A 10,970-nucleotide genomic window follows, 5' to 3' on the forward strand; every position below is an offset into this window, starting at 1 on the left:
GAGAGCCACCATGCACCACGCGTCCGCCCATCCCGACGATCCGCATTACGTCACCCGCAGCGGCTGGCTGCGCGCTGCCGTGCTGGGGGCGAACGACGGGGTGGTCTCGGTCTCGTCGCTGATCGTCGGCGTGGCGGCGGCGGATCCGAGCCCGCGGGCGATCATAGTGGCCGGGGTGGCCGGGCTGAGTGCCGGGGCGATGTCGATGGCGGCGGGGGAATATGTCTCGGTCTCGTCGCAGTCCGACACCGAACGCGCCGATATCGCGCGCGAGACGGCGGCGCTGCGGGACACGCCCGAGCAGGAACTGGAAGAGCTGGCGGCGATCTACCGCGAGAAAGGGTTGAGCGACGAGCTGGCCCAGGCGGTCGCCCGCGAGCTGACCGAGAAGGATGCGCTGGGCGCCCATGTGCGCGACGAGCTGGGCCTGTCGGAAGTCCACAAGGCCAATCCCTTGCAGGCCGCCTTCGCCTCGGGGATGACCTTCACCGTGGCGGCGGCGGTGCCGCTGCTGGCGGCGGTCCTTGCGCCGTCGGATCGGATTCTCGAGGTGGTGCTGGTGGTCACCGTGCTTACCCTGGCGGCGCTGGGTGCGCTGGGGGCGAAGGCCGGGGCCGCGCCGATGCTGCGTGCCACGCTGCGCGTCGTCGGCTGGGGCGTCTTCGCCATGGTCGTCACCGCCGGGATCGGCCGCCTGTTCGGGGTGAGTGTCTGACTTGCATTGACCGCCCGCTTCCCGCAAGCCTGAGGGCCTAACCACCGCGAGTCGCCGATGACCCCTGAAGAAATTGCCAAGCTGCCCTATCGCCCCTGTGTTGGCGTGATGCTGATCAACCGCGAGGGCGGCGTCTTTGTCGGCCAGCGCCGCGACCGTTTCACCGAGGCCTGGCAGATGCCGCAGGGCGGGGTGGACAAGGGCGAGGAAGCGCGCGACGCCGCGCTGCGCGAACTCTGGGAGGAAACCGGCGTCACCGCCGATCTGGTCGAGGTGATCGCCGAGACCGCCGACTGGCTGCCCTACGACCTGCCGCATGACATCGTGCCGCAAATCTGGAAGGGCCGCTACCGGGGGCAGAAGCAGAAGTGGTTCCTGATGCGCTTTCTCGGTAATGACGATCAGGTCGATATCGCTACCGAACACCCTGAGTTCTCGACCTGGCGCTGGCAGCCGGCGGACCAACTGGTCGAGGCCATCGTGCCCTTCAAGCGCGAGGTCTATGCCAGGGTGCTCGACGAATTTGCCGGTCTGATCCGGTGATCCGGGCGGCGGCCCTGCTGCTCGCATTGATCGCGACACCGGCGGGGGCGCTGTCGTGCCGGATGATGCAGCCGGGCGACGCCTATGACCACGCGGCGGCAAGTGCCTCGCAATATGCGGTGGTCGCGGGAGTCGCAGACTTCGACGCCGCGTTGCTGCCGCACAACCGTTATGCCGATATTGCCAATGCGCCGCGCAGCACCCCGATCCCCGCGCGGGTGCGCGGGCAGGCATTGGATACCAACGGGTTTCTGACGCCCTTCGACCGCGAGGTGACGCTGGATGTCACCTGCCTCGGCAATTGGTGCGGCACGCTGGTGCCGGGGGCGCAGCTGCTTCTGTTTCTGGAGCTGCGCGGCGACAGCTATGCCCTGACCCTCGGCCCCTGCGCCGAGTTCGCCTTCCCCGACCCGTCGCCCGAGACGCTGGCGCATGTCGCCGCCTGTTTCCAGGCCGGAGTGCGCTGCGGCAAGCTGCGGTGACGGCCGTCTCCCTTGGGGGAGAGGGGTTGGGCGAGTTGCCTTCCCGCCGGATAGACGTCGGGGCAGGGCGTAGGGGCTGGGGGTGAGGGTCAGATTCTTTCCCGCCGGAGAGACGTCGGGGGGAATGTGCCTCCCCTCTCCCGGAGGGGAGAGGGGTTGGGGGTGAGGGGGATATGCCTGGCCATTCACCCCGCGTTCTGGCCTTGGCGATGGAAGCGCAGGGATTGGTTGCGCGCGTGCCGGAATCGCGCATACTCCGGTTTTCAAGGGCCGGGCAGGCCGCCTTCGACCAATTCCTCGGTCCCGGCGCCGCCCGAGCGCCCCGCGTTTCCAGCCTCTCAACGATCTGCGACAAAACCGCGATATTATCGCAAGCTTGCCCCGTTCTTGCCCAGATTGTCCCGGATAGAGGGAACAACACAACCCGACACTATCCGAGGGACACTGAATGGACCGTCTGACCGAAATGGAGGCCTTCGCCAATGTGGTGGACCAAGGCGGTTTCACCGACGCGGCGAAGAAGATGGGGATCTCTAAATCCGCCGTCTCCAAGCACGTCTCCAGCCTTGAGGCGCGTCTCGGCGCCCGGCTGCTGAATCGCACCACCCGCCGCGTCTCGCCCACCGAGATTGGCCTTGCCTATTACGACCGCGCCCGCCGGGTGCTGAACGATGCCGGAGAGGCCGACGCGCTGGTCACCTCGATGCAGTCGGCGCCCTCGGGGCTGCTGCGTATCTCGGTGGCGACGGACTTCGGCGTGAATCATCTCTCGCCGGTCCTGTCGGAATTTCTCGCCGAGTATCCCGAGATCACCGTCAACATGGTGCTGAACAACCGCTACGTCGAACTGATCTCGGAAGGCTTCGACATGGCCGTCCGCATCGGCGAGCTGGAAGATTCGACCCTGCGCGCCCGCAAGCTGACCGATACCACCAAGGCGATGATCGCCAGCCCGCTCTATTTCGCCAAATACGGCCGGCCGCAGAAGATCGACGATCTGAACGAGCACAAGCTGCTGCACTATTCCAACCAGTCCTCGGGCAACGTCTGGAAACTGACCGCGCCCTCGGGCGAAAAGCGCCAGGTGCGCACCGCCGGCTGGCTTTCGGTCAACGACGGGCAGTCGCTGCTGAATGCCGCCATCTCGGGGCTGGGCATCGCCTATCTGCCGAGCTTCCTCTTCGCCGACGCCATGGAGAAGGGGCTGGTGGAATACGCTATGCCGACGCTGCCGGTCGAGACCCAGGGCATCTACGCCGTCTATCCGCCGGGCCGCTTCACCCAGCCCAAGGTCCGCGCCTTCATCGACTTCCTCGTCAACGCCTTTGCCGACAAGGGCCCTGACGACTGGTAACTGCGCTTCATGTTGCTTCCCTTGGCAACCCAACCTCCCCCGCAGGCTTCTGCGGGGGTTCTTTTTTGGGTGGAGGTAGCGAAAGGTGAGTTTCAACTCGCACTCATTCATTCTCATCGAGTTTTGTTCGATCGTTCAACGACGCGCCACCATAGAGCAAGTCCCAGCCCCGGCGGCTAATATGCACCCCGTTTCTTGTCATTTCTTCGGCGCGATCCTCTATTCCCCCGGGGTAACGTATCGAGAAGCGTATTTCCCCCAATGCGGTTGCGAACTCGGCGAGGCTGTTGAAGTTGAACTTCACACGTTTGATATTCTCATTATGAGCGCGAACCGCTGTAATCTCTTCCGGCGCATCCGGCTTCCATTCCCATCTTGAGTGAACAACAGCTTGCCGAAACTCATTGAGTGACAATATTTTTTCGTATTGATCCCTCAGTATAGATCGTCTAGTAGCGTCCTGCGCTTCGACTACTCTTTTCAACCAAAGCTTTAGAACCCGACTGAAGTGTGTGTTTGTTTTCATTGAATCAGGAAGATCCTCATCATCTCCAAAAGACAGGTACGTTTGTTCGAAAATATCAGACTCGAGAAACCCCCATTGAGAGACAATGGAGCCAATGATGTAGGTTTCTTTCTCGGAGATTTCAGTGTCCATGATATAGCGCATTGGGGTGTCCGATCGCTTCGAGGGAATAGGGCAAAACTCGCCCGCGCCAACAGATATTGCCCTATTCGATTGGGCCGAGAAACCCGCATTTTGAATTGGCCGTAAACGACCTGGATTTGCGGTGCCTTGAGGGTTTTTCATCGTTCAAATGATGTTGAACGCTTTCGGGACACATTGCAACGGCAGCCATTCGCTGCAAAGCGGCGAGCCTGCAGTATTGGCTTCAAGCCGGAATTCAATATTTACTCCCGCCCGGAATCAAGCCGAAGGCGCCGGGCGAGCGCCGGCCCGTCCCGGCGGGCTGGCGCTTTGTCGACCGCGCGATCCGCTCGGAGGTCATCCGGACTTGGCTGGGATAAAGCAAAGACCAGGAAGGTTGCAGCGCCACCCCACGGGCCAGCGCTCGCCCGGCTTGGGGGGGCCGCCCTACTGCGAGAGCAGGATCACCTCGACCCGCCTGTTCGCCTCCCGGCCTTCGGGTGTGAGGTTCGAGGCGATGGGGGCGAGATAGCCCATGCCCTGGGCCTGGACCCGCTCGGCCGGGACGCCCAGCGTTCCGACCAGCCGGTCGCGCACGGATTCGGCGCGGCGTTTGGAGAGGGCGATGTTCTGATCAAGCCCGCCGATGCTGTCGGTATGGCCGACAACCGCGATCACCATGCTCGGATGCGCGGCCATGAATGCGGCGAGGTGCTGCAGCGAGGCATAGGCTCCGGGGTCCAGCGCATCGGCGCCGGTGTCGAAGACGAGGTCGTCCAGAACCGCGTGCCCCTGCGCGATCAGAACCTCGCCCAGGTCCTGCGGGGCAGGGGCGGGTGAGGTTGCCGGGACTTCGGGCGCCGGGGTCTCCGGCATGTCGCCTGGGTCGGGATTGACCCGCACGATCTGCAAGTAGGCGGCGCTTCGCGACCGGCTGACCAGCAGGCTCAGCGCCTGGGTCCCGTCCCGCACCGCCGAGAGGAAGCGGTAGTTGCGCAGGTCGACATACATGTCGGGCGCGGGCACCACCTCGGTCTTGAAGCGGAAGTCGAAGCCGCCGCATTCCGCCTCGTCGCATTGGAACAGGATCTCGTATCCCGCCGCCTCGACCTGTTCGCGCAACGGGGCCAGCAATTGCAGCGTGGTCAGGCCCGGCGTGTCGATACGCCAGGTAAGGCGCTCGACCCGGCCCTCGAAATGGCGCATCGGCACGCCGGTGCCGTCGAAGGCGGCGGTCGGCAGGTCATAGCTGTCGGCGGGGTTGATCCGTTCGGCCAGCGGGCGCGCGCCCGTCGGCAGGACGAGGTCCGCCGCCGCGCCGGGCAGCGGCGCGAGGCCGATGACGAGGCTGGCGGCGAGACGGGCGATCATCTGGACTGCGCGTGATACTCTTCGTTCGGCCGCATCCCCGTCGCCGAGGCGACGCGGTTCGACATGTTGAAGAAGCCGGTGACATTGGCCAGGTCCCAGATGTCGCGGTCGGTGAAGCCGACGTCACGCAGCGCCTGGCGGTCGGCTTCCTCGACGGTGGCACTGGCAAGGGTGACCTTCTCGGCGAAGGCGAGCATCGCGCGCTGGCGCGCGTCGAGCGGCGCGACGCGCCAGTTCATCACCATCATCTCGCCCAGGATCGGGTTGCCCGAGAGTTGCCGCACCGCCGCGCCATGGGCGACGAGGCAGTAGAAGCACTTGTTGATCGACGAGACCACGACCGCGACCATCTCGCGTTCCAGCTTGGAGAGCCCGCTCTCTGCCAGCATCAGGTCGTTGTACATCGCCGTGAAGGCGTTCAGCTTCTCGATGTCGAAGGCATTGGCCTTCAGCACGTTCGGGATCATCCCGAGTTTCTGGGTGCAGATGTCGAAGTATTTCTGCGTCGCCGGCGGCAGCGGGTCGACCATCGGCAGGTTCAGCGCCGTGGGCATGTCCTTGTCGGTCACGGTGTGTGGGTCTCCTCTCTCAGCTGGCGATAATGGTAGTCTCCCACAACCTGCATGTTGAGGGAAGAATAGAGGCCATTCGCGGCCTGGTTCGCCTTGGTGCACATAAGTGCCATGGTATGGGCGCCGTGCTTCTGCGCCCAGAGGCCGGCGGCGCGCATGAACCACTTGCCCATGCCCGAGCGGCGCTGCGTCGGCAGCACTTCGAGCGCGTGGAGCATGGCGATGCCGTCGTGGATGGCGACATAGGCGCAACCGGCGGGCTTGTCCTTGTGACGGCCGAGCAGGCCGGTCTTCGGCCCGCTTGCGCGCATCATCACCGCGATCCGGGCCGGGCCGATGCCGGCGGCCTCCCAGATCTCGAGCATCAGCGCCAGCGGTTCCCAGATCTCGAGCACCGTCATCCGGGGCAGCGGGATGTCGGTCAGCTGTTCGATCGGGCAGGTATAGAGGTTGACCGGGTCGAGCACCGCATAGCCGCGGGCGGCCAGCGCGGTGTCGAGGGTGTCCTGACCGGGGCGCAGCTGGAAGATCGGCCTCTGGCCCATCTCGCGCATCGCCGTCTCGGCGGCGGCAAGGTCGGCTTCGGTGAAGGCGCCCTCGACGGTGGCGGCCGAAACACGGCTGCCTCCGCCCTGGCCTTCGCGCAGGGTCACGGGGCCAAGCTGGCGATAGCTGGCGGCCGGCCAGGTGGCATCTAGGGCGGCGAAAAAGTCGTTCATCTGCATCAGTCGAGTGCCGCCTTCAGGTCGTCCAGTGCCGCGGCGACGCGCGCCGCCTCGGTGCCGCGGATCACCACGTTGGCGCCCGGCTGGCCGTTGCGGATGAAGGGATAGCAGCCGATCGAGAGATCGGCGTAGCGCGCCGCCAGCTCGCCTAGCGGCGCGGCGATCTCGCCCTCGGGGCGATCCACGCGCAGGGTTTCCGACAACAGCGGCGCGCCCCCGGTGAGCGTCGGCAGCACGCTGGCGACCATCGCCTCGAAGACCGCCGGCACCCCGGCCATGACGTGGACGTTGCCGATGATGAACCCCGGCGCGGTCGAAACCGGGTTGTCGATCAGCGTGGCGCCGTCCGGGATCCGCGCCATGCGCAGCCGTGCGGCGTTCAGCTCCTGCCCGGTGCGGGCGTAATGCGCTTCGAGCAGGGCGCGGGCATCCGCGCGCACGTCGATATGGGCGCCAAAGGCTTCGGCGATGCAGTCGGCGGTGATGTCGTCATGGGTCGGCCCGATGCCGCCCGAGGTGAAGACGTGGTCATAAGCCGCCGACAGCGCCCTGATCGCCGCCACGATGGAGGGCGCATGGTCGCTGACGACGCGCGCCTCCTTCAGGTCGATCCCGTGCCCGGTCAGCGCGCCCGCCAGATGGTGCATGTTGGAATCGCGGGTGCGGCCCGAGAGGATCTCGTCCCCGATCACCAGCATCGCCGCCGTTGGGTTCGGCATCTTCGGCTCCCTTGAATGCTCTCCAGAGCCGGTATAGGCCGCGTCTCATGCGCTTTGAAACCCCTCTTGTGCCGGCCCGGCTGATCCGTCGCTACAAACGCTTCCTGGCCGATTGCACATTGGAGGACGGGCGGCAGATCACCGCCCATTGCGCCAACCCCGGCTCGATGATGGGGCTGGCCGAGCCGGGCATGAAGGTCTGGCTGGAACCGAACGACGACCCCAAGAAGAAGCTGAAGTTCGGCCTGCGCCTGGTCGACCACGAGAACGGGCATTTCACTGGCATCGACACCTCGGTGCCGAACCGCGCGCTGCGGGCGGCGCTGGAGCAGGGCCGGGTGCCGGGGCTGGACGGTTACGAGACGGTGCGTGCCGAGGTCGCCTATGGCGCGGGAAGCCGGGTCGATTTCCTGCTGACCTCCCCGTCGCGCCCGCAGGCCTGGGTCGAGGTGAAATCGGTGACGCTCTGCCGCCAGCCGGGGCTGGCCGAGTTCCCCGACAGCGTGACCGCACGCGGCACCAAGCACTTGGGCGAACTGGCCGAGATGGCGAAGCAGGGCGATCGCGCGGTGATGCTCTACCTGATCCAGCGCACCGACTGCGACCGCTTCACCCTGGCCGCCGATATCGACGCGGCCTATGCGCGCGCCTTCGCCGAGGCCCGCGCCGCCGGGGTCGAGGCCATCGCGCTGACCACCGCGATCACGCCCGAGGGCATCGAACTCGCCGCGCCGGTTCCGGTCATCGACGGCCGGGCCGGGTGAGCCGCGCGCGCTCCCCCTCTGGCCCTTTCCGGCTTTAGGGCTTACATAGGCCCCGTCCCCGCGAGATCTGACGAGGCAAGCGCTTGAACAACGACTTCCGTGGCCGGCTGACCCGAGACGGCATCCGCATCTACGAATCCGGCGATTTTGCCGGGATGCACGCGGCCGGTGCGCTGGCCGCGAAGATCCTCGACGATATCGGCGAGCATGTCTTCGTCGGCCAGACCACGGGCGAGCTGGACCGGCTCATCACCGAGATGGTCGATGCTTCGGGCGCGACCTCGGCCACCATCGGTTACAAGGGCTACCAGCACGGCAGCTGCATCTCGGTGAACCACGTGGTCTGCCACGGCATTCCGGGCAACAAGATCCCGGGCCGCGCCAATGACGTGCTGAAGGACGGCGATATCCTGAACATCGACGTGACGGTGATCGTCGACGGCTGGTTCGGCGATTCTAGCCGGATGTATGTCGCCGGCAAGCTCAAGCCCTTCGCCCAGCGGCTGATCCAGGTGACGCATGACGCGCTGATGCTGGGCATCGAACAGGTCAAGCCGGGCAATACCTTCGGCGACATCGGTGCGGCGATCCAAGCCTATGTGGAATCCAACCGCATGAGCGTGGTGCGCGACTTCTGCGGCCACGGGCTGGGACGCGTCTTCCACGCGCCGCCGAACGTGCTGCACTATGGCCGCCCCGGCACCGGCGCGGTGCTGGAAGAGGGCATGTTCTTCACCATCGAGCCGATGGTGAACCTCGGCCGCCCCGAGACCAGGACACTCGACGACGACTGGACCGCGATCACCCGTGACAAGACTCTCTCGGCCCAGTTCGAGCATTCGGTCGGCGTGACCGCGACGGGGGTCGATATCTTCACCCTCTCGCCCGCGGACCGCTTCTTCTCGCTCGGGCTGGACTGAAGGCGCTACTCGTCGACGTCGTCCATGTCGGACTGGCCCGAGATCATGCGCCGCACGTGGCTCCAGCCCATGCCGACGCCCAGCACCAGGGACAGCGCCAGGATGCCGATCCAGACGTTGAGGCTGCGGTCGTCGAGCGTGAGCAGGCCGAAATCGTAGAGCACCCAGAGGATCGCCGCGACCAGCGCGAGAATCAGGATCATCCCGAAGGGCCCGATCGAGCGCAGCGTCGCCCGCAGGTAGATGATATAGCCGATCAGCAGCACCAGCCCGGACAGGGCCACCACCGACCATTGCCGGTCCTGGCCGTCCATCGCCCAGCTGACGAAGTTGAATTGCGTCGGGTTGTAGGTCGCCGACAGCAGCAGCAGGGCAAACAGCCAGCGCAGAATGAAACCCATGTCACCTCTCCTTGGTCCGGAGCCCGAGATTTGCCGGAAGCTGCCGATGTGTCCAGAGCTTCGCGCCGATGCGGTGAAATTGCGGTTTCGCTGCTCCGGCGGCATGGCTATACACGCGCGGGGCTGACGAAAAGGAATCCTAGGTATGGCCAACGTTGTGGTTGTCGGCGCTCAGTGGGGCGACGAGGGCAAGGGCAAGATCGTCGACTGGCTGAGCGAGCGCGCGGATGTGATCGCGCGCTTCCAGGGCGGTCATAACGCCGGTCACACGCTGGTGATCGACGGCACCGTCTTCAAGCTGTCGCTGCTGCCCTCGGGCATCGTGCGCGGCGGCAAGCTCTCGGTCATCGGCAATGGCGTGGTGCTCGATCCCTGGCACCTGGTGAAGGAAATCGCCGGGCTGCGCGGCCAGGGCGTGACGATCACCCCCGAGACGCTGATGATCGCCGAGAACACGCCGCTGATCCTGCCGATCCACGGTGAGCTTGACCGCGCGCGCGAGTCGCAGAACTCGGTCGCCAAGATCGGCACCACCGGGCGCGGCATCGGCCCGGCCTACGAGGACAAGGTGGGCCGCCGCTCGGTGCGAGTCGCCGACCTGGCCGACGCCGCCACGCTGGAAGTGCGCGTCGACCGTGCGCTCGTGCACCACAACGCGCTGCGCGCCGGCCTCGGGCTCGACCCGGTCGACCGCGACAAGCTGCTGGCCGACCTGCGCGAGATCGCGCCGGCGGTGCTGGAGTATGCCGCGCCGGTCTGGAAGATCCTGAACGAGAAACGCAAGGCCGGCAAACGCATCCTGTTCGAGGGTGCGCAGGGTTCGCTGCTCGACATCGACTTCGGCACCTATCCCTTCGTGACCTCGTCGAACGTGATCGCCGGTCAGGCGGCCACCGGCACCGGCATCGGGCCGGGCGCCATCGACTTCGTGCTCGGCATCGTCAAGGCCTATACCACCCGCGTGGGCGAAGGCCCGTTCCCGGCGGAGCTGAAGGACGCCGACGGCGAACGCCTCGGCACCCGCGGCCATGAGTTTGGTACCGTGACGGGCCGCAAGCGGCGTTGCGGCTGGTTCGACGCGGTGCTGGTGCGCCAGACCTGCGCCACCTCGGGCGTCAACGGCATCGCCCTGACCAAGCTCGACGTGCTCGACGGCTTCGAGACGCTGAAGATCTGCGTCGGCTACGAGCTCGACGGCGAACGGCTGGACTACCTGCCGATCGCCGCCGACCAGCAGGCGCGCTGCAAGCCGATCTACGAGGAAATGCCGGGCTGGTCGGAATCGACCGAGGGCGCGCGCAGCTGGGCCGACCTGCCGGCCGAGGCAATCAAGTATGTGCGCCGCGTCGAAGAGCTGATCGACTGCCCGGTCGCGCTGCTCTCGACCTCGCCGGAACGCGAGGACACTATCCTCGTCACCGACCCCTTCGCCGACTGATGGCGCTGTCCTACAAGGCCCGCCGGCGCTGGTCGCTGGTCATCCTGCTGGTGGGCCTGCCGCTCTACATCGGCGCCGCGCTCTATGTCGTGTCGCTGTTCGACCGGCCGCCCTTCTGGGTGGAGCTGCTGGTCTACGTCGTGCTCGGCGTGCTCTGGGCGCTGCCCTTCCGCGCCGTGTTCCGCGGCGTCGGCAAGGAAGATCCCGGACAGGAGTGATCCTGTCCGCCGCCGCCAAACGGGGGCGGACCATCGGGGCCAGAACCGCGCCCCCGGCTTCTCTTCTTCAAAAATACTCGGGGGAGTCGCCCGGAACGG

Annotated in this window: 14 protein-coding genes; 8 read left to right on the forward strand and 6 right to left on the reverse strand. The window is 66.1% G+C overall.

What is annotated here, in order from left to right; all coding sequences use genetic code 11:
- The first annotated feature begins 10 nt into the window (after positions 1 to 10).
- The 4 genes from IE266_RS17865 (at position 11) to IE266_RS17880 (ending at position 3,094) form a co-directional block, all read left to right on the forward strand.
- Positions 11 to 715, forward strand: a complete 705-nt coding sequence (locus IE266_RS17865) for a VIT1/CCC1 transporter family protein (protein ID WP_189681477.1) — start codon at positions 11 to 13, stop codon at positions 713 to 715.
- Between the two features lie 57 nt (positions 716 to 772).
- A complete protein-coding gene (locus IE266_RS17870; RefSeq protein ID WP_189681478.1) occupies positions 773 to 1,258 on the forward strand; it encodes an RNA pyrophosphohydrolase in 486 nt (161 codons plus the stop codon).
- Complete coding sequence (locus IE266_RS17875; protein ID WP_189681479.1) at positions 1,255 to 1,740, forward strand: hypothetical protein; 486 nt, start codon at positions 1,255 to 1,257, stop codon at positions 1,738 to 1,740. The genes IE266_RS17870 and IE266_RS17875 overlap by 4 nt, the downstream gene beginning before the upstream one ends.
- 448 nt (positions 1,741 to 2,188) lie before the next feature.
- On the forward strand, positions 2,189 to 3,094 hold the full coding sequence (locus tag IE266_RS17880) for a LysR family transcriptional regulator (RefSeq protein ID WP_189681480.1): 906 nt from the start codon (positions 2,189 to 2,191) through the stop codon (positions 3,092 to 3,094).
- 103 nt (positions 3,095 to 3,197) lie between these two features.
- Here IE266_RS17880 and IE266_RS17885 read toward each other — a convergent pair whose 3' ends face one another.
- The 5 genes from IE266_RS17885 to IE266_RS17905 all read right to left on the reverse strand — a co-directional run bounded on the left by IE266_RS17885 (position 3,198) and on the right by IE266_RS17905 (position 7,130).
- Entirely contained in the window at positions 3,198 to 3,764 is a 567-nt protein-coding gene (locus tag IE266_RS17885; protein WP_189681481.1) for a hypothetical protein, read from the reverse strand.
- A 426-nt stretch (positions 3,765 to 4,190) separates the two neighbouring features.
- The gene (locus IE266_RS17890; RefSeq protein ID WP_189681482.1) at positions 4,191 to 5,114 is read right to left on the reverse strand and encodes an OmpA family protein; all 924 of its coding nucleotides are present in this window, start codon (positions 5,112 to 5,114) and stop codon (positions 4,191 to 4,193) included.
- Positions 5,111 to 5,668 carry a peroxidase-related enzyme gene (locus IE266_RS17895; protein WP_189681552.1) on the reverse strand — a complete coding sequence of 186 codons (558 nt, stop codon included), beginning with the start codon at positions 5,666 to 5,668 and terminating at the stop codon, positions 5,111 to 5,113. The genes IE266_RS17890 and IE266_RS17895 overlap by 4 nt, the downstream gene beginning before the upstream one ends.
- Positions 5,669 to 5,679: 11 nt before the next feature.
- Positions 5,680 to 6,405, reverse strand: coding sequence for a GNAT family N-acetyltransferase (locus tag IE266_RS17900; RefSeq protein ID WP_189681483.1), 726 nt, complete (start codon positions 6,403 to 6,405; stop codon positions 5,680 to 5,682).
- A 5-nt stretch (positions 6,406 to 6,410) separates the two neighbouring features.
- Positions 6,411 to 7,130 (reverse strand): competence/damage-inducible protein A, encoded by a 720-nt coding sequence (locus tag IE266_RS17905; RefSeq protein ID WP_189681484.1) that lies wholly within the window; start codon positions 7,128 to 7,130, stop codon positions 6,411 to 6,413.
- A 47-nt stretch (positions 7,131 to 7,177) separates the two neighbouring features.
- On the opposite strand from IE266_RS17905, the gene sfsA reads away from it, so the two are divergent.
- Together sfsA and map are read left to right on the forward strand one after the other, a co-directional pair.
- Positions 7,178 to 7,894: a DNA/RNA nuclease SfsA gene (gene sfsA / locus IE266_RS17910; protein ID WP_189681485.1), complete on the forward strand. Its 717-nt coding sequence runs from the start codon at positions 7,178 to 7,180 to the stop codon at positions 7,892 to 7,894.
- A gap of 83 nt (positions 7,895 to 7,977) precedes the next feature.
- The gene (gene map / locus IE266_RS17915) at positions 7,978 to 8,814 is read left to right on the forward strand and encodes a type I methionyl aminopeptidase (protein ID WP_189681486.1); all 837 of its coding nucleotides are present in this window, start codon (positions 7,978 to 7,980) and stop codon (positions 8,812 to 8,814) included.
- A gap of 5 nt (positions 8,815 to 8,819) precedes the next feature.
- Here the strand turns inward: map and IE266_RS17920 are convergent, their stop codons facing one another.
- Entirely contained in the window at positions 8,820 to 9,215 is a 396-nt protein-coding gene (locus IE266_RS17920) for a DUF6524 family protein (RefSeq protein ID WP_189681487.1), read from the reverse strand.
- A gap of 145 nt (positions 9,216 to 9,360) precedes the next feature.
- Between IE266_RS17920 and IE266_RS17925 the strand changes: the two genes are divergently transcribed.
- Together IE266_RS17925 and IE266_RS17930 are read left to right on the forward strand one after the other, a co-directional pair.
- Positions 9,361 to 10,653: an adenylosuccinate synthase gene (locus IE266_RS17925; RefSeq protein ID WP_189681488.1), complete on the forward strand. Its 1,293-nt coding sequence runs from the start codon at positions 9,361 to 9,363 to the stop codon at positions 10,651 to 10,653.
- Entirely contained in the window at positions 10,653 to 10,871 is a 219-nt protein-coding gene (locus tag IE266_RS17930; RefSeq protein WP_189681489.1) for a DUF2842 domain-containing protein, read from the forward strand. The genes IE266_RS17925 and IE266_RS17930 overlap by 1 nt, the downstream gene beginning before the upstream one ends.
- Positions 10,872 to 10,970: the final 99 nt, after the last annotated feature.

The organism is Seohaeicola zhoushanensis, assembly GCF_014656415.1.
Classification (GTDB): domain Bacteria; phylum Pseudomonadota; class Alphaproteobacteria; order Rhodobacterales; family Rhodobacteraceae; genus Seohaeicola_A; species Seohaeicola_A zhoushanensis.

Excerpts from the sequence above, each read along its gene's own strand:
- IE266_RS17930 (WP_189681489.1), top strand. The coding sequence starts at position 10,653 with ATGGCGCTGTCCTACAAGGCCCGCCGGCGCTGGTCGCTGGTCATCCTG.
- IE266_RS17895 (WP_189681552.1), bottom strand. The coding sequence starts at position 5,668 with ATGCCCACGGCGCTGAACCTGCCGATGGTCGACCCGCTGCCGCCGGCG.
- IE266_RS17880 (WP_189681480.1), top strand. The coding sequence starts at position 2,189 with ATGGACCGTCTGACCGAAATGGAGGCCTTCGCCAATGTGGTGGACCAA.
- IE266_RS17900 (WP_189681483.1), bottom strand. The coding sequence starts at position 6,405 with ATGAACGACTTTTTCGCCGCCCTAGATGCCACCTGGCCGGCCGCCAGC.
- IE266_RS17905 (WP_189681484.1), bottom strand. The coding sequence starts at position 7,130 with ATGCCGAACCCAACGGCGGCGATGCTGGTGATCGGGGACGAGATCCTC.
- IE266_RS17865 (WP_189681477.1), top strand. The coding sequence starts at position 11 with ATGCACCACGCGTCCGCCCATCCCGACGATCCGCATTACGTCACCCGC.
- IE266_RS17870 (WP_189681478.1), top strand. The coding sequence starts at position 773 with ATGACCCCTGAAGAAATTGCCAAGCTGCCCTATCGCCCCTGTGTTGGC.
- IE266_RS17920 (WP_189681487.1), bottom strand. The coding sequence starts at position 9,215 with ATGGGTTTCATTCTGCGCTGGCTGTTTGCCCTGCTGCTGCTGTCGGCG.
- IE266_RS17925 (WP_189681488.1), top strand. The coding sequence starts at position 9,361 with ATGGCCAACGTTGTGGTTGTCGGCGCTCAGTGGGGCGACGAGGGCAAG.
- IE266_RS17885 (WP_189681481.1), bottom strand. The coding sequence starts at position 3,764 with ATGCGCTATATCATGGACACTGAAATCTCCGAGAAAGAAACCTACATC.
- IE266_RS17890 (WP_189681482.1), bottom strand. The coding sequence starts at position 5,114 with ATGATCGCCCGTCTCGCCGCCAGCCTCGTCATCGGCCTCGCGCCGCTG.
- sfsA (WP_189681485.1), top strand. The coding sequence starts at position 7,178 with ATGCGCTTTGAAACCCCTCTTGTGCCGGCCCGGCTGATCCGTCGCTAC.